General features: G+C 72.1%; 18 protein-coding genes. 3 read left to right on the forward strand and 15 right to left on the reverse strand.

The annotated features are described in order from the left end of the window. Positions 1-236: 236 nt before the first annotated feature. The 5 genes from ACZ52J_RS04540 to ACZ52J_RS04560 all read right to left on the reverse strand — a co-directional run bounded on the left by ACZ52J_RS04540 (position 237) and on the right by ACZ52J_RS04560 (position 4,167). Entirely contained in the window at positions 237-707 is a 471-nt protein-coding gene (locus ACZ52J_RS04540) for a hypothetical protein (RefSeq protein WP_465615766.1), read from the reverse strand. A 59-nt stretch (positions 708-766) separates the two neighbouring features. Then, positions 767-2,470, reverse strand: coding sequence for an alpha/beta hydrolase (locus tag ACZ52J_RS04545; protein ID WP_465615768.1), 1,704 nt, complete (start codon positions 2,468-2,470; stop codon positions 767-769). Between the two features lie 3 nt (positions 2,471-2,473). After that, a complete protein-coding gene (locus tag ACZ52J_RS04550) occupies positions 2,474-2,875 on the reverse strand; it encodes a hypothetical protein (RefSeq protein ID WP_465615770.1) in 402 nt (133 codons plus the stop codon). Between the two features lie 231 nt (positions 2,876-3,106). Beyond that, positions 3,107-3,292: a DUF397 domain-containing protein gene (locus ACZ52J_RS04555; protein WP_360505936.1), complete on the reverse strand. Its 186-nt coding sequence runs from the start codon at positions 3,290-3,292 to the stop codon at positions 3,107-3,109. 2 nt (positions 3,293-3,294) lie between these two features. Beyond that, positions 3,295-4,167, reverse strand: a complete 873-nt coding sequence (locus tag ACZ52J_RS04560; RefSeq protein ID WP_465615773.1) for a helix-turn-helix domain-containing protein — start codon at positions 4,165-4,167, stop codon at positions 3,295-3,297. Positions 4,168-4,298: 131 nt separating this feature from the next. On the opposite strand from ACZ52J_RS04560, the gene ACZ52J_RS04565 reads away from it, so the two are divergent. Then, positions 4,299-4,748, forward strand: coding sequence for an ATP-binding protein (locus ACZ52J_RS04565; RefSeq protein WP_465615775.1), 450 nt, complete (start codon positions 4,299-4,301; stop codon positions 4,746-4,748). Positions 4,749-4,814: 66 nt separating this feature from the next. Here ACZ52J_RS04565 and ACZ52J_RS04570 read toward each other — a convergent pair whose 3' ends face one another. The 7 genes from ACZ52J_RS04570 to ACZ52J_RS04600 form a co-directional block, all read right to left on the reverse strand. Further along, positions 4,815-5,168, reverse strand: coding sequence for a YciI family protein (locus ACZ52J_RS04570; RefSeq protein WP_465615777.1), 354 nt, complete (start codon positions 5,166-5,168; stop codon positions 4,815-4,817). Positions 5,169-5,173: 5 nt separating this feature from the next. Further along, entirely contained in the window at positions 5,174-5,524 is a 351-nt protein-coding gene (locus ACZ52J_RS04575) for a YciI family protein (protein WP_465615779.1), read from the reverse strand. 25 nt (positions 5,525-5,549) lie between these two features. Further along, positions 5,550-8,516, reverse strand: a complete 2,967-nt coding sequence (locus ACZ52J_RS04580; RefSeq protein ID WP_465615781.1) for an NHLP bacteriocin export ABC transporter permease/ATPase subunit — start codon at positions 8,514-8,516, stop codon at positions 5,550-5,552. A gap of 64 nt (positions 8,517-8,580) precedes the next feature. Further along, positions 8,581-10,863 (reverse strand): NHLP family bacteriocin export ABC transporter peptidase/permease/ATPase subunit, encoded by a 2,283-nt coding sequence (locus ACZ52J_RS04585; protein WP_360505920.1) that lies wholly within the window; start codon positions 10,861-10,863, stop codon positions 8,581-8,583. Between the two features lie 11 nt (positions 10,864-10,874). Beyond that, positions 10,875-11,687: a biotin/lipoyl-containing protein gene (locus ACZ52J_RS04590; protein ID WP_360505917.1), complete on the reverse strand. Its 813-nt coding sequence runs from the start codon at positions 11,685-11,687 to the stop codon at positions 10,875-10,877. Next, complete coding sequence (locus ACZ52J_RS04595) at positions 11,684-13,234, reverse strand: SagB family peptide dehydrogenase (RefSeq protein ID WP_465615784.1); 1,551 nt, start codon at positions 13,232-13,234, stop codon at positions 11,684-11,686. Before ACZ52J_RS04595 ends, ACZ52J_RS04590 begins: the two co-directional genes overlap by 4 nt. Positions 13,235-13,255: 21 nt before the next feature. Continuing rightward, complete coding sequence (locus tag ACZ52J_RS04600) at positions 13,256-15,532, reverse strand: TOMM precursor leader peptide-binding protein (protein ID WP_465615786.1); 2,277 nt, start codon at positions 15,530-15,532, stop codon at positions 13,256-13,258. Between the two features lie 225 nt (positions 15,533-15,757). Here ACZ52J_RS04600 and ACZ52J_RS04605 point away from each other — a divergent pair, with 225 nt between their 5' ends. Continuing rightward, positions 15,758-18,268 (forward strand): ATP-binding protein, encoded by a 2,511-nt coding sequence (locus tag ACZ52J_RS04605; protein ID WP_465615788.1) that lies wholly within the window; start codon positions 15,758-15,760, stop codon positions 18,266-18,268. A 219-nt stretch (positions 18,269-18,487) separates the two neighbouring features. Here ACZ52J_RS04605 and ACZ52J_RS04610 read toward each other — a convergent pair whose 3' ends face one another. From ACZ52J_RS04610 to ACZ52J_RS04620, 3 genes are all read right to left on the reverse strand, one after another. Beyond that, complete coding sequence (locus ACZ52J_RS04610; RefSeq protein ID WP_465615790.1) at positions 18,488-19,207, reverse strand: VOC family protein; 720 nt, start codon at positions 19,205-19,207, stop codon at positions 18,488-18,490. Then, positions 19,141-20,010, reverse strand: coding sequence for a hypothetical protein (locus tag ACZ52J_RS04615; protein ID WP_465615792.1), 870 nt, complete (start codon positions 20,008-20,010; stop codon positions 19,141-19,143). The genes ACZ52J_RS04610 and ACZ52J_RS04615 overlap by 67 nt, the downstream gene beginning before the upstream one ends. Before the next feature lie 300 nt (positions 20,011-20,310). Further along, positions 20,311-20,538: a hypothetical protein gene (locus ACZ52J_RS04620; protein ID WP_465615794.1), complete on the reverse strand. Its 228-nt coding sequence runs from the start codon at positions 20,536-20,538 to the stop codon at positions 20,311-20,313. Between the two features lie 368 nt (positions 20,539-20,906). Here ACZ52J_RS04620 and ACZ52J_RS04625 point away from each other — a divergent pair, with 368 nt between their 5' ends. Continuing rightward, the gene (locus tag ACZ52J_RS04625) at positions 20,907-21,893 is read left to right on the forward strand and encodes a LuxR C-terminal-related transcriptional regulator (RefSeq protein WP_465615796.1); all 987 of its coding nucleotides are present in this window, start codon (positions 20,907-20,909) and stop codon (positions 21,891-21,893) included. Positions 21,894-22,101: the final 208 nt, after the last annotated feature.

Genomic DNA, 22,101 nt, shown 5'->3' on the forward strand with positions numbered 1-22,101 from the left:
AAGATTGATGAAGGAATTGCCATGCCGAGTACAGCACTTGGCGTTGCACGGCGGTATCTCATGTTCCGGATGCCCGCACGCGTACGGCCGATCGGTCCTCGATGCGGAGCTGCCGGCCGCGGGGCCAATGCGGCCGCGAACGTCGCCGAGCAGCACACGTCAGCGTGGTGGTGCTGCGGGAGATGTGCGGTCGGCCCGCCGCTCGGGAGCGGCGGGCCGACGGAGAGGGAGCCGGATCAGGCAGGTGGGGTGCCGTTGGGCCAGACGCAGGGCGAGCTGACGTCCAGCTGGAAGACGCGGCTCCCGTCGGCCGCTCCGTCCAGGACGGCGACGAAGTCGTCCTTGGGGTTCTTCATCTTCACCCAGCCGAGATGGGTGTCGGCCTCGACCTGTTGGAAGCCCCGCCCGGTGAGGTAGGTGCGGAAGGCGTCCGCCGCTTGTGTCCTGTCGGGCAGTGGGAGGTCCTCGAAGGTGGCGGACCGCCAAGTCTGCTTCCGGCCGTGCGGACCAACGTTGTTGAGGTCGCACTCCAGATCGCGGAATGGCGCCGGACTCGACACCGGTTTGATGGGCAGATTCGCCAGAATGTCTGTCTGGTAGCTGTCGATCAGTTTCTTCGCCTGGTCTTGCGTCATCGTGGGCTTTGACCGTTCCTTCGCCGTCTCCACCCCACAGGCGTTCAGGCCCAGCGTCGTGATCACCAGCACGGCTGTGACTGCGAACCTCTTGGCCAGTGACGGTGCTGTGGAAGCATGAATCCTGGTGCTCATGAGATCGGCTTTCCCGCGATGGCCTTTCCCATCGCGATGAGGGAGGCGCTGTTGTTGTCCCAGTACCCGCTGTGATCCGTTCCCGGGCTGGTGGGGATTGTCTGCGCGCCGAACTGGGGGACGCTCGGGTCGCGCCCGAAGGCTACGTGATGGTCGGGATTGTCGTTGTATCCAAGGTCAGCGCCGACGTTGTTGACGATGTTGCTCACCGCGTTGTCCGCGTTCTCCGGAATCGCAAACTTGATGGCGTCCTTGTCGCCCTGTGCCACGAAGACGTGGGACGGGTCGACGCCCAGATCACGGGCGTGTTCGACGCCGGCGCCCGGGCTGGCGATCAGGACGACGTTGTCGACCGGCAGCCCCTTGTCACGCAGGGTGTAGCCCACGGTGGTGGTGCCGAAGCTGTGGCCGAGGATGGTGTTGTTCGACGGTTTTCCTTCATGGGTGGCGCGGAGCCCGGTCTCGAAGCTGTGCAGGTCGTTCTCTGCGGCCTTTGCGAAGAGGTCAACTGCGGCTTCGGGGACGATCGACTGTGGCGCGGTGTAGCCGACCCAGGTGATCGACGACGTCGTTTTGGAGTTATTGGTGGCCGCGTTCGCCGAGGCGACCATCAGGTCCGAGCGCTCGATGTCGCCGGCGAGACTGCCGCCGACGCGGGCTCCAGTGCCGGGGACGTAGGTCGAGACGTTGTCGGCGGTGTCCGGGTTGTTGACCGCGATGATGGCACGGCCCGTGCCCTTGGTGTCGAAGCCGAGCAGGAACGCGGGCGGGTTATCGGCGTCGACGGGCTTGTTGATCCGCTCCTCGATGGCCTTGACGCCATCCATCTTGTCCTTGAGGGCGTCGTGCTTGCGCTTCCACTCGTCGTAGTCAGGATTCTTGACGGGTTGGCCGTTGACGGTCGCCAGGGTTTTCACCGGCTCGGGGCCGAGGTCGTTGATCTGGCGCTGGAGGTCCTCCTTGCCGCGCTGCAGGTTGATCCGGTTGGCCTGGCTACGGGCGACGGCGGGGACGCCGTCGAGGCCGCCGACCTTGTCAGGCGCGGTGACGATCATCCGCTGGCGCTGCGCGTCGGTGAGGCCGTCCCACCACTTCTTCACGCTGTCCGGGTCGGTGCCGGCGGCGGGGACCTGGCTGAGTGCGTTCGCCGCGGCCTGGTCGTTCTTCGCCGTGGCGGCGTCGAGTCCGGTGCCGTTGGTCGCGTTGGTGGACAGGTGGCCGAGCCGTGCGCTGATGGCCTGGTCGGCGTGATCTGCCTCGGTGAGCGCGTCGGTGATCCGTTTGCTGATCGCCTGGGCGATGCCCTCGGCCTTCTCGCCCGCGTAGTTGGCGGAGTTCGGGTCGTTGTCCCAGGTGATGCGGCCGTCGGGAGCCACGGTCATCTTGTTGTTCTTGGCGTCGTCCAGCGCGCTGATGAGGTGGGACTGCGCTGCCGCGATGCCTTCGGCGGCGTCGGAGAGCGCCTTGCTGATGAGGCCGAGTTCCTGCTTCGCCGCCTGGAGTTCGGTGCCCAGGAACTGGATGCGGGCGTGGGCGTGGCCGGAGGCCGTACCGGTCCAGTGTGAGTTGGTCAGCCGATTGACCACGTCGTGGTCCCAGGACTCGATGTGCTGGCCGAAGGCGGTGAAGAGCGCGTCGTAGGCGTTCTTCGCGACGGTGATGTTGTTGATGTTGGCGTCGTAGAGCGTCTTGATGTCCATCGTCTACTCGGCCGCCTTCGCGCTGTAGGGCTTCACGGGGCCCGGGGCGACGACCGTGCCGAAGGGGTCCGGCTCGTCCGTGGTCGGCGAGTTGGGGTCCTTGAGGCTCGCGTGGATGTTCTTCTCGACCTGGCGGTAGTAGCCGGCCGACGAAGCGAGCTTGGTGCCGACATCCCCCATGTCGCCGCCGAGCTTGTCCAGCAGCGTCTTCCAGTTGGTGCCGCAGTTCTGAATGGCGGCGGCCAGCTGCCAGCCCGTCAGGGTGCCGGCGGCCTGGTTGGACGGTTCGGTGATCTTCGCGGTCTCGCCCGGTATGAGGCCACCGATGTGCTGGGCGCTCTGCCCGCAGCCGTCCAGCTCGGCCGGATTGACCTTGAGCTCCAAGGCCAGATCAGTGTCTGCCATCTGTTCCCCCCTGCAGTCGGGCCCCGGGGCGCCGCCTGGGGCCGCGTATCCGACAGCGTTCTGCTGTCCGATAGTAATCGGCTGCTACCTGACCGCGATCGGCGGGCCGTGCGTGCCGGTGTTCCCGCACCGTGGGGAAGGCCGTGCCGAGGTGCGCGCCACCCGTACATGCGAGGCGAGTACGCCAACGGCCCGCCGCTCGGGAGCGGCGGGCCGACGGGAGAAGTCCGGTCAGACCTCGGTGGTGGCGGCGAAGGCCACGAACGCCGCCCAGGCGGCCGGCTCGAAGGCCAGCTGGGGGCCGCTCTTGTCCTTGGAGTCACGGACGTGGACGGTGCCGGGGGTCTCGGCGACCTCCACGCAGTTGGCGCCCTCGTTGCCGCTGTGGCTGCTCTTGAACCATGCCATCTCGGACATGCTCACCGCTCTCCCAGGATCTTCTCGATCAAGGCCAAGGACTCCCTCATGTTGAGCGCTTGCCCCCTGAGGGTGCCGTATCGTGCGGCCATCCTACGGACTTCTTCGGGGCCCGTGATGAGTCTATTGACGTGCTGGACCTCAACGTACGCAATCTGTGGACGGCCGGGCGGAGTGAGCAGGGTGAAGGGTCCGCCCATCCCGGCGTGCTCCGTGCTGTCGAGCGGAACCACCTGCATCTCAAGGCCCCTGATCTCCGCGACCTTGAGGATGTGTCGGAGCTGCCCCTCATGTACGTCCCAACCGCCCAGGGGGCGCCGCAGAACGCTCTCGTCGATCACCCAGGTCATCAGCGGCAGCGGCCACCGGGTGAGGATCTCCTGCCGCGCTCGGCGCGCTTCGACCCACTTCTCGATCTGTTCGACTGACAGCCAGGGTCGCCGCATCTCATAGAGCGCCCGGGTGTGCGCTTCGGTCTGAAGCAAGCCTGGGATGTCGAGCGTGCTGTAGTCGTGGATCTCCAGGGCCTTGGCTTCTTCCGTTGTGAAGGCCCTGTTGAACGCCGGGTGCCGCGTGGCCACCCGGATCTTCGCCTTCATCACGTCGTCCGCGACGGCCCTCAGTGCGCCACCGGCGTTGAGGAGGCCGTCGGCCATCATCAGGAACTCGATCCTCGGCGTTCTCACCCCGCGCTCCATCGCGCCGATCAGGTCCTCGCTGTAGCCCGTCAGCTTGGCGAACTGCTTCTGCGTGAGCCCCGCCCGCTCCCGGAAGAGCTTGATCAGCTTCCCCACCGCGCTGTAGAACTCCGCGACCCCGTCGGAGTTCTCCGCCGTCTCGCCGTCGTCGGAGACCGTGCGTTCGACGCCACCCACGGCAATCACCCGCCCTTTCGATCGAATGATCCGGGCCACCCGACAGGCAGACCCTGCGCATCCGCACATGCACTCTCCGTACTCGCCGGATGCATGGTCAGGGTACGTCCGTGCCGTCACGCTTTTCTCCCATGACGACCGAAATCCCGCTCGACAGCCCGCGCAGCCACACCACCACGCTCGCCGCCTCGCCCAAGGGCGCTGCCATCTGCCGGCGCATCGCCAGACGTCAACTCACCCTCTGGGGGCTGAACTCGACGCACATCGAGCCGTTCTACTCGGCTTTGCTGATCGTCGCGGAGCTGGCCGCTAACGCGACTACGCACAGTCGTGTTCCGGGGCGCGGCTTCGAGCTGCACCTCGCGCTCACCACCGCGCGCTGGGGCACCACCCTGCGCATCGAGATCAGCGACCCCAGGGGAGACAGGCTTCCTGTCCTCCCCTCCGACCTCACCCCCACCGCGCAGTCAGGGCGGGGTCTCACCCTCATCGACGCCCTCTGCGACCGCTGGGGCACCATCCCCCGCCACCCCAACTCCAAGACGGTCTGGGCGGAGCTCGACCTCACCGATGTCCCGTGAAGCCCGCCAAAGCAAGGAGGAGTGGGAAGTCGGACCTGCCGACTTCCCACTCCTCCGTCGAACCGCTCAGGTGGCCCGGACTGGGCGGACTTCGACCAGGTCGCCCGGGGCGGAGGGTATGCGGCGGGCCCAGGTGATGGCTTCCGCCTCGTCGGCGACGTCGATGACCCAGATGCCGCCCAGGTGTTCGTGGCCCTCCCGGTACGGTCCGTCCGAGACCGGGGCTCCGGAGGCGCCGCCCGGCACTACCAGTCGGGCGCTGCAGCTGCGGTGCAGCCCGCCGCCGTACCGGACGGCCACCCCTGCCTCGTGCATGTCGCGGCCGAATCTGGCGTGGGCGGCGTCGAGTTCGGCCTCCTCGGCCTCGGTCAGCCCGTTCCAGACCCGCTCGTCGCCGTGGATGAGCAGGGTGTATTCCATGATCCTCAGTTCTCCGTTCCCACCGGCCGGTTGGTCCGCGGGGGTCCGTCGCAGCGACGGACCTCCACCCGGCCTGATTCGCTGACCGGCAGTTTCGCCGCCCAGCCGAGCGCCTCCTGGTCGGAGGGCACGTCGATCACCCAGAGGCCGCCGACCTCCGGTACGCCGTCCGCTGCCCGGGCCTCGCCTTCGGCGGCGGCGGGCCGGGCGAGCCGCGCGCCGTAGGAGATCCGTACGCCGGCTTCGGCGAGTTCCCGGCCGAAGGCGCGGTTGGCGGTGAACCGCGCCTCGCGTTCTTCGGGTGTCATCCGGTCCCAGTCCGTTTCCTGGCCGTAGACCAGCAGTGCGTACTCCATGCGTCCCCTCCCCGGGAAGAACGGCCTACATCTGGCGGCTGGCGAGTCGGGCGAACAGTCCGTCCCGGTCGGCCAGCAGTTCCTCGTACCGGCCCTGTTGGACGACCCGCCCCTGGTCCATGACGATGATCCGGTCGGCTTCGGCGACGGTGGAGAGCCGGTGGGCGATCACCACGCGCGTCGCGTTGAGCCGGCGGGTGGATTCGGTGACGAGGCGCTGGGTGGGGTTGTCGAGGGCACTGGTGGCCTCGTCGAAGAAGACGATGCGGGGCCGGGAGACGAGTGCGCGGGCGATCATGAGGCGTTGCCGCTGGCCGCCGCTGAGGGTGCTGGTGCCTTCGGAGAGCACGGTGTTCATGCCCATCGGGAGGGCGGCGATGTCCTTGTCGATGCCGGCCATTTCGGCGGCGGCCCAGGCGTCGTCGAGGGTGTGGTTGGTGGAGCCGACGATGTTGGCCTTGATGTCGCCGGCCAGTAGTGCGCCGTGCTGGAGCACGACGCCGCACTGTCGGCGGACCGCCGAGACCTCCAACTCGCCGAGGTCCTGGCCGTCGTAGAGGACGGTGCCGGCCTCGGGCCGTTCGAAGCCGAGGAGCAGTCGCAGGACGGTGGACTTGCCGCTGCCGGACGGGCCGACGACGGCGACGAACTCACCGGGTTCGATGGTGAGGGTGACGTCCTGCAGGGCGGGCGGGCCGTCCTGGCCGTAGCGGAAGGTGACGTGGCTGAGGCCGAGGCGTCCGGAGAGGTCGCCCGGGTCGGCCTTGGTGTCGTCGACCTCGGGCTTCTCCTCGAGGATCGGCCGCAGCCGCTCGAGCATCGGGACGACGCCCATCGCGGTGACCGCGGCCGAGGTGAACTGGAGGCTGGAGGCGATCAGCAGGTTGAAGGCGGTGAAGAAGGACAGGAAGACCGGGATCGGTACGCGGCCGTCCAGCGGGCCGGCGATCACGCCGAAGACGATGACCGAACAGACCAGCGGGAAGCCGGCGTTGAAGGTGGTGACGGCGTTCTGGACCCGGCGGGAGGAGGCGGCGAGGCCGCGTCCCTTGCCGAATTCGGCGGCCCACACCCCGAAGACCCGGTCCTCGGCTGCGGTGACCCGCAACTTGGGGATGGCGGTGAGCAGTTGGAAGACACGGGCGGACATGGTCTGCTCGTGCGCGTACAGCCGGCGCTGCCAGCGGACCTCGAACCGGCCGGCGGCCAGGGCGAAGCCGCCGCCGACGAGGACGAGCAGGGTGGCCAGCCCGGCCAGCCGCAGGTCGTAGAAGAAGACCAGCACCAGGTTGGCGAGCCCGGTGAGCAGCCCGAGGGTTGCCGTGGTCATCATCCCGGAGAGGGTTTCCTGGGCGGCGCTGACGCCGAGCACGGTGGTGCCGAGTTCGCCGGTGGAGTAGTTGGCGAAGAACGGCGCGGGCAGGGACAGCAGCCTGGTCCAGACGCCGACTTGCATCGCCGCGGTGGAGCGGCTTTCGATCCGCAGTACGGCGATGTTCTGGACGATGGACAGTGCGGCCACCGCCATCGCGGAGCCGATGACGACCAGCGCGCCTTCGGTGATCAGGTTGCGCTGGGCGTGGGCGACGAAGGTGCCGAGTACTTCGCCGGTCATCACCGGGACGAGCAGGCCGATCAGGGCGACGAGGGCGGCCATGCCGGTGAACATCCACAGGTCGCGCCGGTTGTTGCGCAGGCCGAACTTCAGCAGTCCGCCGACGGTCCGTACGGTGGCCGGGAGTGGCCGGTACAGCACGGTGGCCTTGTTCTGCAGTTCGGCGGCGACCTTCGGGGTCAGCGGGGTGACCTTGCCGCCCTCGGCGAGGACGTAGCCGTCGCCGAGGGGGAGCAGCGCGACGGGGGCGCCGGCCTTGCGGTAGCCGATCATCGCGCCGAGGTCGTGGTGCCACCAGCGGCCGTCCAGCCGGACGGAGCGGGTACGGACGCCGGAGGCCAGGGCGATCGCCTGCAGCCGGTCGAGCCGGCGGTCGTGCCCGTTGCCGGAGACCGGGGCGGTGACGGTGTAGCCCTCGTGGGCGGCGACCAGCCGGGCGGCGGCCAGGGTGGGATCGTCGCCGGTGGCGTCGCCGATCCGCAGCCGGGAGGCGGTGTCGCGCAGGATGGTCTCGAAGCCGCGCGCGGAGTCGGCGAGGGTGCCGGCGTCGCGTTCGCGGCGGGCGGCGATGAGTTCGGTCTCGCTGTCGCGGCGGGTCCCGATCCGGCGGTCGACGGCGTCGAGCAGTCGGCCGCAGTGGGTGGCGAGGCGTTCCCAGAGGCCGCCTTCGTCGAGGAGTTCGCGCGGGGAGCGGGCCCGGACGGTGGCCGGGCCGGTGGCGACCAGCCAGTCCTTCTCGGTGAGGCAGAGTTCGGCGCCCTCGGCGAGTTCACCGGCCGCGCAGCCGGCCGCGCCTTCGGGCGCCTCGACGGCGCCTTCCTCGACCCGGACCCACTGCAGGCCGTCCACGGAGCGCAGCGCCTGGCCGCGCTTGAGGACGGTCGGTTCGGCCGGGTCGAGCGGGGTGAACTCGCGGGGCGGCAGGGTGTCGCGCAGCGCGCCGGCCAGTGCGGTGAGGCCGAGGGCGAGCCCGGCGAGGAACTGGTCGGCGGCCTGCTGCTGTTCGCCTGCGGGCAGGGCCCGGACGGCGGCGCCGGCCGCGGTGCCGCATTCGCGGCCGCGGGCGGAGAGGCCTTCGACCCAGGTGGTGGCGAGGAAGGAGAGTTCGGCGCCGAGCACCGGGCGGGCGACGATGCCGCGGCGCGGTCCGGCGGCCGCGCCGGGTACCAGGGTGCCTGCCTCGATCCGGCAGAGGAAGTGCCAACGGCCTTGTGGTGTGCCGGAGTCGAGGCTGACGGCGAACAGGTCGACGGCGCCGGAGCGGACCAGCAGCATCCGCCCGGGGTCGTCGAGCACGAGGTAGCGGTCGGTCAGCGGTTCGACGGGTTCGGCGGCTTCGGTGAAGAACGGCGAGAAGACCTCCAGGGCAGTGCTCATGCGGCCACCTCGCTTCGCTCGGCAGCCGCTGCCGCGAAGTCGCACCTTCTGATGGTTCGCTCGCTCACAGCTCGTCCTCCTCCTCGCGGCGCGCGGACTCGATGAGCGCGGTGTAGTGCCCGCCCAGCGCCAACAGCTCGTCGTGGGTGCCTCGTTCGACGATCTCGCCCTGGTTCAGCACGATGATCTCGTCGGCGTCGCGGACCGTGGAGAGCCGGTGCGCGATGATCAGGCAGGCGCAGCCGCGGCGGCGCAGGTTGTCCATGATCACCCGCTCGGTCTCCGGGTCGAGTGCGCTGGTGGCCTCGTCCAGGACCAGCAGGGTCGGCTCGGTGGCCAGGGCCCGGGCCAGTTCCAGGCGTTGGCGTTGGCCGCCGCTGAAGTTGCGGCCGCCTTCCAGGACCGGGCTGTGGATGCCGCCGGGCCTGGTCATCACGGTGTCGAAGACGGCGGCGTCGTGCAGGGCGGCGGTGACCGCCTCGTCGGGGACGTCGTCGTTCCACAGTGTGAGGTTGTCCCGGACGGTGCCCTCGAACAGCGAGATGTCCTGGTCGACGTAGGCCAGCGAGGAGGCCAGGACGGTCCGGGAGAGTTCCTCGCGGGGCCGCCCGTCGAGCAGGATCCGGCCCGACCACGGGGTGTAGAGGCCGGTCAGCAGCCGGCCGAGGGTGGACTTGCCGCTGCCGGAGCCGCCGACCACGGCGATCCGGCGGCCGGGGACCACGGTCAGGCTGAGGTCCTTGATGATCGGGTCGGAGAGCGGGCTGTAGCCGAAGCGGACGTTCTCGAACTCCAGGTTGCCGTCCAGCTTGGGCCCGGCGGGCGGCTCCGGCTTGGCGAAGGCGGCCGCGACCGGGTAGCGCTCGACGTCGTACAGCCGCTTGATGTCGGCGGTGACGTCCTGCAGCCGGCCGCCCAGGTTGGTGAGCTGGGTGACCGGGCGGCTGAGCGAGGAGAGCAGGGTCTGGAAGGAGACCAGGATGCCGACGCTCATCGCGCCGTCCACCACCCGCTGCCCGCCGACCAGCAGGATGAGCCCGCTGTTGAGGGCTGCCAGCATCGGCGGGACGACGGTGAGCACGGCGCTGGGGATGCCCAGCTTCTGCTTGGCGGTGACCACCTTGGCCAGGAAGCCGGCCCAGCGGCTGAACGCGTCCGGTTCGGCGCCGGTGGCCTTGACCGTCTCGATCAGCGAGAGGGTGGTGAAGGTGGTCGCGGTCAGGTTGCCGCGGTCGGTGCGCAGCGCGGCGACGGCGTCGGTGCGGGACCGGGCGACGGCCTGGAGGACGACGATGTTGAGCAGCGCCATGCCGACGCCGACGACGCCGAGCAGGATGTCGTAGCGGATCAGGATGGCCGCGTAGAACAGCACCAGGCCGAGGTTGATGACGGTCAGCGCGAGGTCGCGGGAGAGGATCTCGGCGACCACGTCGTTGCCGGACACCCGTTTGGCCACTTCGGCGGGGCGGCGCTGCAGGAAGAAGTCGACGGGCAGCCGCAGCAGGTGCCGGAAGAACCGGGCGGAGCTGACCAGCCCCATCCGGATCTCGATCCGCAGCAGGTAGTGCCGTTGGACGGAGGTCAGCACGAAGACGACCACGGCGGTGGCGGTCATGGCGGCCAGCAGCGGGAGGAGGTAGCCGCTCCCGCTGCCGGCCAGGACCCGGTCGATGAACACCCGGGTGTAGGCGGGGATCGCGATGCCGGGCAGCACCAGCAGCAGGCTGGCGAGCAGCACCAGCGGCATGGCGCGGCCGGTGGGCAGCCGGCGTTCCAGCAGGGCGCGGGTGATGCCGCCCTTGTCGCCGCCGGGTTCGAAGTCGGGGCCCTTCTCGAAGGAGAGCACGATCCCGGTGAAGCCGGAGTCGAACTCGTCCCACTCCATCAGGCGCGGGCCGCTGGCCGGGTCGTTGACCGCGACGACGGTGCGGCCGTACCGGGTGCGGATGCCCTCGACCACCATGAAGTGCTGGAAGGCCCAGAAGATGATCACCGGGCCGTCGAGGTCGCGGAGCTTCTCGGCCTCGGTCTGGTAGCCGCGCGCCTTGAGCCCGTACGTCCGGGCGGCGTTGAGCAGGGTGGAGGCGCGGGCGCCGTCGCGGGAGACGCCGCAGACGCCGCGCAGGTCCTCCAGCGGCACCCAGCGGCCGTGGTAGGCGAGGATCATGGCGAGGCTGGCGGCGCCGCACTCCACCGACTCCATCTGCAGGACGGTCGGTACGACGTGCCGCCAGCGCCGCGACGCGGCCGCCCGGGTGGGGCGGTCGCGGCGGCTCTTCCTCGGCTTCTTGCCCGGTGCGGGCTCCGGGGCGGTGGTCCGGGTGCTCTCCGGGATCGTGGCTGTCATCGGAGCCCCCCTCAGCGGCCGAGGATCAGGTTGAACGGCGTCTGCTGACCGACGTTGATCGTGGCGGTCACGGACACCTGGGTGCCGAGCGGGTTCGGCGGGCCGCTCTGCGAGGTCCAGGAGTAGCCGGTCGGGGTGTTCGGGTCGGGCATCAGGTCGACGACGACGAGTCGGGGCGCCTCCTTGCCCAGGTAGCGCTGGGCGGCGAGGTCGCCGCCGACCAGGCCGGACACGGCCTCCTTGGTGAGCGCGTACGGGCTGACCGAGCTGACGGTGCCGCGCAGCAGGCCGAAGGCGCCGGCCGGGCTGGTGGAGACGTTGAGGTCGACCTGGTCGCCGGGCTCCAGCCCGACGGTGCGGGCCGCGGGCACGAAGACCATCGCGACCATGCCCTCCTGCGGGTCCTCGATCCGTTCGACCGAGACGACCGGGGAGCCGGGGGTGACGACCTGCCCGTCGGTGACCGACAGGCCGACCACCCGCCCGCCGAACGGGCTGGTGATCTCCCGGCTGTGGCCCTCGGCGTCCTCGATCCGGGCCACCGACTGGCCCTGCTTGACCTGGTCGGAGGGCCGGGCCAGGACGGAGCGGACCATCCCGCCGAACGGGCTCTGGATCATCGCGGTGCCGTGCGGGCGGGTCAGCAGGCCGGGGGCGTCGACGGTGATCGGGATGTTCCCGGCGAAGGTCCACAGCAGCGCCGCGGCCATGGTGATCATCACGACGAACAGGGCGATCCAGCCCCGCGGCGCGGCGAGCAGCGTGGGCGAGTCCAGCTCGTCCGGCTCGCGCATCCGCTGCAGGGCCTTGAAACGGAACTTCATCGTCTGGCTTCTCTCCGTGGGACGCCGACGTCCTGGCGCAGCGTCGGGGGCCGGCTGCCGATCACGAGCTCACCGACGGTGCCCTCGGTGAAGTAGTCGATGCCGCTGGCCGCGGCGAAGTCGGCGGCGTCGCCGCCACCGAGGCCGCAGACCGCGAGGTCCATCGCGGTGCCGACCAGGTAGAGGGTCTGGTAGAGCGCGCCGACGTGCTTGAGGATCAGCGGGTAGGCGACCGTCTCGTACTTCCACATCACCCGGCCGAAGCGCGCGGTGACCAGCAGCACCACCTGCGGGTCGGCCTTCATCAGGCTCGACTTGCGGGCGCCGGCGACCAGTTGGGCGGTCGCCGCGTTGGGCTCGCTGACCAGCTCCAGCTCGTGCCGGTCGGTCGCGTAGTGCCACAGGCCCGGCGCGAGGCCGGCGCAGGAGGTGACCAGCGGGTACACCTCCAGCTCGTGCACCGCGCCGCCGCTCGGGTACGGCCGGTCGGCCAGTTCCTGGCCGTCGCCGCCGGTGAAGGTCTGCCGTCGGCGCATGGAGCGCCAGAGCAGTTCGCCGAGCCGCTCGACGGTGATCGGCGCCTGCTCGTCGTGGTCGCGCACCGAGCGGCGCTGTTCCAGCACCTCGGTGAACGGCCGGTCGGCCCGCGCGAGTTCGTCCGGGTCGGGGACGGGCAGGGCGACCTTCTCGCCGGGGAACGGCGCGGGCGAGGCCGGCTCCGGGGCGAACCGGTCGCCGAACCGGTAGGTGCCGCCGTACCCGGCGACCGTGGTGGGCCGGCGGGTGCGGGAGTGGAACGCGAGGTCGGCCGCCTGCCACTGGGCGAAGCGCTGCTCCTCGGCCTCCGGCTCGGCGCCGGGGGCCCCGTACGCCAGCAGGCCGGCCGCGGCGAACAGCCGCAGGGTCTGCCGGACGGCGTCCAGCGGCAGGCCGCCGGGCAGCTGGGCGAGGGCGGCGGGGCTGGTCCAGCCGGCCAGCGCGGCCAGCAGCCCGGCCGCCCGGGCGGTCAGCTGGACGGCCAGCGGGCTGCCCGGGGCGCGGACCAGCAGGGCGCCGTCCTCGGCCGAGGCGGAGGCGAAGCGGGACAGCTTGACCTGTCCGGTCGGGTCCGGCGTCGGCCCCGGCTCGGCGGCGCCGCGCCCGACGGGCCGCAGCCGGGCCAGCGGCTCGTCCGAGGCCTCGGAAGCCTCGGAGGCCTCGGTCACCAGGTGGACGGAGTGCTCCAGCAGCCCGGCGGTGCCGAGCCGGCGGCGGGTCAGCTGCCAGCGCAGCAGCCCGGCGTCGCCGTCCCGGGCCGCGACCAGGGCGGCCAGCTCCTCCTCGGTCTGCTCCCCGGCGGCCAGCGCGGCCACGGCCTCCAGGGCGCCGGGGGCGAGGTCGTTCAGGTTCAGCGCGCCGACGGGCGCGGTCAGCCGGACGGCGCGCGGGCCGAGCGGCGCGAACGCGCCGTCGGGGCGCAGCCGCAGCCGGCGCACCGTACGGGCGGTCGCGGGCAGGTGGATCTCGTCCACGGCGGTGGTCGGCGCGGTGGTCAGTGCGGTGGTCATGGTGTCAGCACCCGGCCGTTCCTAGAAGAAGACGTTCTTCGGGTTGAGCTGCTCCTCGGTGTGCGGCTGGGCCAGCCGGCCCTGGCGCACCGGCACGTCGTACAGCCGGCCGGGGGCGAGGCGGCGCCAGAAGTGGCGCATGCCGGGGGCGATCACCTTGACCACGCTCAGGTCGAGGTCGGGGCGGCTCTGGTCGAGCACGATCACCTCGACGCCGGCCTTGGCAGCGCGCTCGACGCAGTCCCGGACGTGCCCGGCCAGGTCGTCACCGACGAGCGGGGCGAAGTCGGCGAGGGTGCTGGCGGCCTGGTCGCGGGAGGGCAGCAGCCAGGGCTCCCTCGCGACGGTCGCGGTCTTGCACCACTCCAGGGTCTCCAGGTCGTCGGTGCGGTAGAGGGTGTTGCCCTCCTCGTCCCGGCGGTCGACGAACGGGAGGAACTGGTTGACCTCGGTGAGCGCGCGGATCGCGGCGATCCGCGGGTCCGGGTGGGCGCCGAAGCCGACCATGATGTCCTCGACCGCGTGCTTGCGCCGGGAGATGGCGGCGAACACCGGCACGCCGAGGTCGGAGGTGATGTCCAGGACCCACAGCTCGCGGTCGACCGAGGCGTAGAAGGCGCGCATGGTGTCCACGTACGGGTCGTTCAGCGAGTCGAGGTCGAACTCGGGCTGGGCGAGCCGGTTGTACCACCACAGCGCCACCGCGTCGCGCTCGACGACCTCGCAGAAGCCCTGGAGGATCGCCTCCTCCAGGGTGTTGCCGCTGGCGCAGCCGTTGGAGTCGCCGACGCAGTAGAAGTGCTGCTGCAGGTCGGGGTGGCCGTACCAGGCGTAGCCGGAGGGGACGAGGCGCTCGGCGTCGTGGGTGAGCGACCAGGCGCGGGTCCAGTCCAGTTCGACGTCGGTCGGGAACGGGTCGGGCACCAGGTGCAGCCGGTGGTTGGGGTCGGCGTTCCACGCGGCGCGGCCGGCGAACTGCTCCTCGGAGAACTGCAGCAGGGCGTCCATGTGGACGGCGACGGCCGGGTCGAGGTCGCGGTAGGCGGCGCGCACCACCGGCTCCTCGCCGCGCCAGACCGCCGAGTAGCGCTCGATCGCCTCGCAGATCGCGCTGACCTTGGCCTGGATCTCGGACCGGCCCTTGCCGCCGCTCTGGCCGCGCATGTTGCGGCGCAGGAGGTCCATGTTGTCGTTGACCATGGCGAAGTTGTGGCCGGCGGTGAAGCTGTAGGTGATGCCGTTGCCGGTGTCCTCGTGCGCGCCGAGCCGGGTGATCGCGCCCAGGTGCGGGCTGATGTGGTGCTTCAGCCGGTCGTAGGTGAACTGCGGGGCCTGCACCCGGTAGCCGCCGTCGGTGGTGTGCCGGGCGGGGCTGGGCTGCAGGACGACCTTGGGGCTGCGCTCGGTGAGCAGCGCCGGGTCGCCGCAGCTCGGGCACTGCGGCTGGCGGACCAGGGTGTGCTCGGTGGTCTGCAGGGTGTTGAGGTCGAGGCTGACCATCGTGCCGGCCAGCGCGGAGCAGCATTCGTCGGCCAGGGTGCGGGCGGTCTCGGCGGCCAGCAGCTGGGCGGCCATCGCCGGGCCGGCCGGGATCGCGGCGCGCAGCGGGTGCAGCGGCACGGTCTCGCCGCGCTTGCCGGCCAGGTAGCGCTCGACCTGGCGGTTGCCGCTGATCCGCTGGGCGAGGCAGGTCCAGCAGCCGGTCTCGCCGGGGCGCAGCAGCGGGCCGAGCCACGGGGCGGTGCCGGTGGGCTTGGCGAGCAGCCAAGGGCGGCCGTCGGCGAGGCGGGCGGTGTTCAGCCGCTCCAGCGCGCCGTCCAGGTAGTCGTCGGTGAGCGCGATCACCATGGTGTCGGGGCCGGCGGCGACGGCGTCGTCCTCGGTCACCGCCCGGGCCCGCAGGCCGGTCGCGGTCAGCGCGTCCACGACGGGCGCGGCGTCGGCGGCGCCGAGGGCCAGCACCAGCAGCTCGGTGGCCTGGGCGGCCTCCAGGGCGACGGCCGGGTCGACGCCCTGGGCGTCCCAGTAGGCGAGCACGTGGTCCGGCAGGTCGGGCCGGCCCTCGGCGAGGTGCCCGGCCGCCTCGTAGCGGCGCAGCGCGGTGAGCGCCTGGCCGAGCGGCACGGTGGTGCCGAGTTCCTGGAGGATCTCGGCGACGGTGCGCCGTCCGTCCAGGTAGGGCAGGAGGCGCACCGCGGCGGCCCCCGGTACGAGGTAGTCCTGACCCTCTCCGAGCAGGAAGACCTTTTCGCCCACCGTCTCGGTGAGGAAATGGGCCTTGAGCCGCGGACGCTCCATAAGTCATCCCCCTGTGTTCACAAGTTCCTTGCGGATATTCAACACGCCGTCAAAACAGCTGTACATACTGCATATTCGGTCGGCCGGTCGATATACGCATCGCGTGGAATTACGTATTCCGCGGCGCCGGTACGTAGTGCGGTACGTATTCGTCCGGCGCGTTGACAGTGGGGTGGGGCAGGGGATACTGCTGTGTCCGCGCGAGCGTGTCGACGGGGGGTTGCGATGCCGACTGGAGTTTTGCTGCACCGTGAACAGGAGCTGGCCGAGTTGGCCCGCGCGGTGGCCGGTGCCGGTGCCGGGAGGCCTGCGGTGGTGCTGGTCAGGGGTCCGCGGGGGATCGGCAAGAGTGCGTTGCTGCGGGCCGCGCTGGCCCGGATGCCGGGCGAGGCGGTGGTGCTGCGGGCCCGATGTCACGACAACGAGCGGGAGTTTCCGTACGGGGTGGTGCGCCAGCTCTTCGACCCCATCATGCGCATGTCAAGCATCTCCGCGCAAGACGGGGAATTCCCCGGCGGCGAATTCCTCGCCGAAGCGATCCCGGAGAGTTCCGAAACCCCCGGGAACGGGCGCGAAAGGGTCCTCAACAGCCTTTTCCACGCGGCCCGTTCGCTGACCTCCCGAACCCCCGTCGTGATGGCCGTGGACGATCTCCACCTGGCCGACGAGGAGTCCCGGCAGTGGTTCTCCTACCTCGCCCGCCGGCTCGACGGCCTGCCGGTCGCGCTGCTCGCCACCACCGCCGACGAGGCCGACGACCCACTGGCCGCCGAACTCGGCGCACTCGGCCACGCCCGGACCGTCACCCCCGGACCGCTCTGCGACAGCTGCGTGGCCGAGCGGGTCGCCGAGGAGTTCGACGCCCCGGTCGACCCCGAACTGGCCGCCGTCTGCCACAACCTCTCCCGGGGCAACCCGCTGGTGCTGGAAGAGCTCACCGCCCGGCTGGTCGCCGCCCGGATCTCACCCGGCTCGCCCGACCTCGACACCGTGCGCCGGATCGGCGCCGGCACCCTCGCCGACACCACACTCAGCTGGCTGCGGCAGAGCCACCCCGGCGCCGCCGAACTGCTCACCGGCCTCGCCGTCCTCGGCGCCGACGCCGACCTCGCCACCGCGGCCCTGCTGGCCGGCCAGGGCGAACTGCTCGCCGACGAGGCCCGCGAGGCACTGCGCCGCACCGACCTGATCGAGCCCGGACCGCCGGAGACCTTCCGGCACGAGCTGGTCCGCACCGCCGTGCTGGCCCGCACCGACCCGCGGGTCCTGGTCGCCCTGCACGAACGGGCCGCCGCCCTGCTGGTCCGGCTCGGGGCCCCGGCCGGCCGCACCGCCGAACACCTGATGTCCTCCGGCACCACCGGCCTCGACTGGGCCGTCCCGGTCCTGCGGACCGCCGCCCGCGAGGCCGCCGTCGACGGCCACTGGGACGACGCCGCCCGCTACCTGCAGCGCGCGCTCGCCGACACCACCGACCCGGACACGGTCCGCTCGCTCACCGGGCAGCTCGGCGCCGTCGAACTCCACCGGGACGTCTCCGCCGCCGCCCGCTGCGCCACCGGCCTGGCCGCCGTCGCCGACCCGGTCGAACGGGCCGAGCTGCTGCGGCCGTTCGCCGGCCCGGTCCTGGCACTCAGCTCCTCAGGCGCCGCGCCGGTCCCCTTCACCGAGGCCGCCCACGCCCTCGCCGCCACCACCGAACCGCCCGCCGACCTCCTGCTGCCGCTCGCCGCCCAGGCGCTGCTGACCGGCCGGCGCACCGCCCTGCGGCAGGCCGTCGCCGCGCTGCGCGCCGACGCCTCCGCGGCCGCCGCCCCCGACCTGCTGGGCGCCCAGGCCGCGGTGGCCGCCGCCGGCGGACTGCCCCGTACGGCGGTCCGGCTCGCGGCCCGCAGCGTGCGCGGGGTCTCGCCCGCCGAGGCCGGCGTCGAAGTGCTCGGCGCGGCGATGGCCTACGCCTGGACCGGCCGGCTGGACGAGGCCGCCGCCTGGGCCGGCCGGGCGGTCCGCTCCGCCCAGCGCTGGAACCACCGCGGCGAACTGGCCCTCGCCCTGCTGGCCCGCTCCGACATCGCCCACCGCCAGGGCCGGCTGGACGCCGCCCTGGCCGACGCCGAACACGCCGCCGAACTGGCCTGCCGGGTCCGGGCGGACGAACTCGCGGGCGCGGCCAGGGCACTGGTCGTCCGGGCCCGGCTGCGCCGGGGCCTGCCGGTGGACGGCGCGGACCTCGCCGCGGTCGACCTGCCGGCCGAGGCCCACCCGCTGCTGCGCGCGGTGGTGCTGGAGGCCCGCGGGCTGCTCGCCGCCCACCGTGGCGACCACCAGCAGGCGCTGCGGCTCTTCCTCGAGTGCGGCCACCAGCTGGCCGCCCGGGGGATCGCCAACCCGGCCTGCGTACCGTGGCGTTCGCACGCCGCACAGGCCTACCAGGCACTCGGCGAACCCGCCGCCGCCCGCACCATCGCCGCCGACCCGCTCCCCGGCGGCGACGCCCGCCCCCGTCCGGCCGAGGACCGCGGCCCCGCCATCGGCACCCGCGACGCCGGCCCGGTCCGGCTCACGCCGAGCGAACGCCGGGTCACCGAACTGGTCCTGCAGGGGCTGAGCAACCTGGAGGTCGCCGAACGCCTCTGCCTCAGCAAGCGCACCGTCGACACCCACCTGGGCCGGATCTACCGCAAGCTGGCCATCAAGGGGAGGCCCGAACTGGCCTCGGCCGTCAAGGCGCTGTGACGGCGGGGGCCGGTTCGGGCCCCGCCCGGCCCCGCCCCACGCCCGGACATGCCGACGGGCGGGGCCGCGGCCGTAAGCCGTGACCCCGCCCACTCGCTCCCCCCGGGTTCCCGCCCCCGTGCGGTCCCCCCGTTCCCGCCCCCACGGGTCCCCCGTGACCCGGGCCGTGCCGGCCCCCGCGGCCTCGGCCCCCGTGCCGTCCCCCGCGGCCTCGGTCGGTCAGGCCCCGTCCGGCACCGCGACGACGCCGAACTCGGCGCCCCACGGATCGCGCAGCACCGGCGGCTCCTCGCGGCCCGGGCGGATCAGCCGGGCGCCCAGCTCCATCGCCTGGCGCACGGTGTCCGCCGGATCGGGGGAGCCGAGGTGGGGCAGCCACAGCGGGCGGCCCTGGTCGCTCTCCACCACCCGGGCCTGCCCGACCCCGTCGAGCTCGAACTCCCCGTCGGTGGTGAGCCGGTAGCCGAAGAGCGCGCCGTAGAAGGACTCGGCGGCGGCGGCGAGCGGCACCCGCAGCTCGTGGCCGCAGATCGCGCCGGCCTCGTCGGCGAGCACCACGCCCTCGGCGCGGCTGCCCTCCCAGAACCCGACCGCGACGCCCGCGGGGTCGACGGCGAGGAAGAGCCGTCCGTTCGCCCCGACCGGGACCGGCGGCATCACCACCCGGCCCCCGTGCCGCCCGACCTGCGCGCAGCTGTGGTTCGCGTCCTTGGTCGCCAGGTAGATGTTCCACACCGCGCCGGGCGGCAGCCCGGTCGGCGCGGCACCGAAGCCGCCGATGATCTCCCCGTCCAGCATGGCCAGTTGGTAGTCCGTCGACTCGGTGACGAACTCCCAGCCGAACAGCGCCGAGTAGAAGTCCCGGCTGCCGCTCAGATCGGGAGTGATGCAGTCAGCCCAGCACGGTGCACCGATGGCATAGCGGGTACGTCGAGGCACGACTCGTCCTTCTCGTTGGTCATTGCGTGGTCGATCAGGCCCGCCGCCTCCTCCGCTCCGCCCACACCGGGCAGGTGCAGGCAGTGGGTCGGCGCTTCGGCGAGCAGGCCGGCCGATCCGGCCGGCCAGGTCTGGGTCGTGAACTCCCATGGTGCCAGGCGTACTTCCTCGTCGGCGCTGCGACACAGCCGAACCAGTGCCGGCGGCGCCAGCCGGGCCCGTACCGGGACGACCGGGCCGAGGCACTCCGGGCGCACCAGCAGCACCTCACCGCCGATGGGCGAGGCGACCGTGCGCCACATCCCCTCCGGCAGTCCGGCGCCGCGCAGCCAGGCCGCGGCGGGTCCGCGCGCCTCCAGCGGGGCGAGGTAGGGCAGCACGTGGCCGCTGCGCCGGTCCAGCACCAGCAGCCGTCCGGAGACGAACTCCCAGGAGCGCTGCGCCAGCGCGGCGCCCACGTTGGCCTGCTCCGAGTACGGTCCGCCGAGCAGCGCGACGGTGGCGCCGCCCTTGGCCAGGACGACGGCCGGGGCCAGGCAGAACCGGTCCTGCAGCGCGGCGAACGGCGGCACGGCGGGCGGCACGTTGCCCCAGCCCCGGAAGGTGCGGCGCAGCAGGGGCGTGCCGTCGCTGCGGCGGACCAGGAAATCGACGGGGTCGCCCTTTCCGGGGGTGCCGGAGAATTCCACCCGCAGTTGGTCGGGGTCCTGGGAAATCCCGGTGAGGTGCGGGCCGAAATGGAACGAGATCTCGTCGCGGTCGGCCCGGACGAGGCCGACCTCGATGCCGAAGAAGTTCAGCACAATCGGTTCGATAACCGGCACTGTCGCTCCTGACGGGTTTGTTGCACATTCAATTTCTGATGGCACCCGGAGTTCGTCCCGGCCGCGACGGCCCAGGTGGGGCGTGCGGGGCCGGGGAGCACCTGTCGGCGGCGCTGCGGCCGGTGTGGACGGGTGGGGGGCGCGGTGCATCGGGGTCGGCGCCCGGCTCAGTGGCCGGGCGCGTCCGCCCGGAAGTCCTTCACCGTCCGGTCAGGCTGCCCGGCTGCCGGGGTGCGGTGAGGAGACGTCATGTGCGGGGCTCGTCGGCGGTGTTGCCGATCACTCCCAGCGCCAGTCTCCCGGCGTGTTGATGGCGGGCGCCTCGGCGAGCCGGGACATGTTGATCTCGTCGGCGAGGTGGCCCAGCACGGTGGCGGCCGGGAGGGTGACGCCCGTGCCGACGATCGGTGCGTGGCCGGTTGCGGCCTGCGCGGACCCGGCCAGGACGCCACAGGCCAGGGCGATCGCGGCGGCGGTGGTGCAGGCGAACTTGCGACAGGAAAGCATGGAATCCCCCTGGACGAGCGATGTTTCGGAAGCGGATGCCGGGCATTTCCGCGGCCGCGGCGGTCGACCGCCGGTGAGGGCGGTCCGCGGTCATTGGCGGGCCCGGCCGGGGAGCTCGCCGCTCCCCGACAACCGAAAGTCTGCTGCACGCCGAGGGGCACCGGAAGGTGTTCGGGACGGCAGGAAGATCGCCCTGGCACGATGGTGCCATTACCCTTCCATTACCTTGTCCCGATCCGGCCGATCCGGGGGGCGGAACGGGGGGCGTCGGACGGTTGTCCCGGTCCGTTCGCCCTGGCATGATCAGGCGGCAACTCGTCCGGTCGAAGTTGCCGGTCGAGGGGACGGACTGCGGGGGTGGTGCGCCGATGTTGGACGGGATCGACGACGCGGCACAGGCGGTCTACCGGTTAATGCTGACCGATCATCACCTGGATGCCAAGGGCCTCGCCGAGGAGCTCGGCCTGACCGAGGGGCGGGTCCGCGGCGCGCTCGACCAGCTCGCCGACCTCCGCCTGCTCCGACCGTCCGAGGAACTCCCGGGCGAGCTCCCGGGCGGCCTGCGGCCGGTCGACCCGAGGGTCGGGCTGCCCGCCCTGCTGCGCCACTACGAGTCCGTCCAGCAGCGTGCCCAGCAGGAGTTCGAGCGGCGCCAGGCGGCGATCACCACCCTGCTCGCCGAGTACCGGGACGAGTCGGCGCGGGAGGACAGCCAGCTGGAGCGGCTGATCGGGCTCGCCACGGTGCAGGCCCGACTGGACGAGCTGGTCCGCTCGGTCTCCAACGAACTGCTCACCTTCAACCCCGGCGGGGCCCAGTCCGCCGCCTCGCTCCAGGCCAGCCGCCCGGGCAACGAGGAACTGCTCGCCCGCGGCGTGGCGATGCGGACGGTCTACCTGGACAGCGTCCGCAAGGACCGGGCCACCGTCCAGCACGCCGAGTGGCTGACCGGACTGGGCTGCGAGGTGCGGACGGTGCCCGCGCTCCCGCTACGGATGATGGTCATCGACCGGCGGGTGGCCCTCGTCCCGATCGACCCGGCCAACACCCGCAAGGGCGCGGTGCAGATCTCCTCGCCCGGCGTGATCACCGCCCTCCTCTCGCTGTTCGAGCAGACCTGGGCCGACGCGACCCCCTTCGGGGCCCCGCGCGAGCGCGACGCCCAGGGCCTGACCCGCCAGGAACAGGAGCTGCTCCGCCTGCTCGGCCAGGGCTACACCGACGAGGCGGCCGGCAAGCACCTCGGTGTCTCCCTGCGCACGGTGCGCCGGATGATGGCCGACCTCATGGACCGGCTCGGCGCCCGTAGCCGCTTCGAGGCCGGCCTCCTGGCCGGGCGCCGAGGTTGGCTCTGAGCCTTGTGCGGGGCATGCCTCAGGGCCTGCCACGGGGCATGTCTCAGAGCCTGCCGCGGGGCATGTCCCGGGACATGCCCCGGGACATGCCCCAGGGCCTGCTGCGGAGCCCGTCGCAGCGCCCGTCCGCACCCCGGGCAGGGAGCGCCGGAGTGGCGTAAGTCACGTCGGAATCGGGCGGTTTCGGGTGTTCTGCCTGGTGGTTGCC

The organism is Kitasatospora sp. NPDC034035 (assembly GCF_055575755.1).

What these genes read in the sequence shown, in the direction of transcription:
- ACZ52J_RS04545 (WP_465615768.1), bottom strand. Translation starts at nt 2,470, where the DNA reads ATGGACATCAAGACGCTCTACGACGCCAACATCAACAACATCACCGTC.
- ACZ52J_RS04550 (WP_465615770.1), bottom strand. Translation starts at nt 2,875, where the DNA reads ATGGCAGACACTGATCTGGCCTTGGAGCTCAAGGTCAATCCGGCCGAG.
- ACZ52J_RS04555 (WP_360505936.1), bottom strand. Translation starts at nt 3,292, where the DNA reads ATGTCCGAGATGGCATGGTTCAAGAGCAGCCACAGCGGCAACGAGGGC.
- ACZ52J_RS04565 (WP_465615775.1), top strand. Translation starts at nt 4,299, where the DNA reads ATGACGACCGAAATCCCGCTCGACAGCCCGCGCAGCCACACCACCACG.
- ACZ52J_RS04570 (WP_465615777.1), bottom strand. Translation starts at nt 5,168, where the DNA reads ATGGAATACACCCTGCTCATCCACGGCGACGAGCGGGTCTGGAACGGG.
- ACZ52J_RS04575 (WP_465615779.1), bottom strand. Translation starts at nt 5,524, where the DNA reads ATGGAGTACGCACTGCTGGTCTACGGCCAGGAAACGGACTGGGACCGG.
- ACZ52J_RS04580 (WP_465615781.1), bottom strand. Translation starts at nt 8,516, where the DNA reads ATGAGCACTGCCCTGGAGGTCTTCTCGCCGTTCTTCACCGAAGCCGCC.
- ACZ52J_RS04585 (WP_360505920.1), bottom strand. Translation starts at nt 10,863, where the DNA reads ATGACAGCCACGATCCCGGAGAGCACCCGGACCACCGCCCCGGAGCCC.
- ACZ52J_RS04590 (WP_360505917.1), bottom strand. Translation starts at nt 11,687, where the DNA reads ATGAAGTTCCGTTTCAAGGCCCTGCAGCGGATGCGCGAGCCGGACGAG.
- ACZ52J_RS04595 (WP_465615784.1), bottom strand. Translation starts at nt 13,234, where the DNA reads ATGACCACCGCACTGACCACCGCGCCGACCACCGCCGTGGACGAGATC.
- ACZ52J_RS04600 (WP_465615786.1), bottom strand. Translation starts at nt 15,532, where the DNA reads ATGGAGCGTCCGCGGCTCAAGGCCCATTTCCTCACCGAGACGGTGGGC.
- ACZ52J_RS04605 (WP_465615788.1), top strand. Translation starts at nt 15,758, where the DNA reads ATGCCGACTGGAGTTTTGCTGCACCGTGAACAGGAGCTGGCCGAGTTG.
- ACZ52J_RS04620 (WP_465615794.1), bottom strand. Translation starts at nt 20,538, where the DNA reads ATGCTTTCCTGTCGCAAGTTCGCCTGCACCACCGCCGCCGCGATCGCC.
- ACZ52J_RS04625 (WP_465615796.1), top strand. Translation starts at nt 20,907, where the DNA reads ATGTTGGACGGGATCGACGACGCGGCACAGGCGGTCTACCGGTTAATG.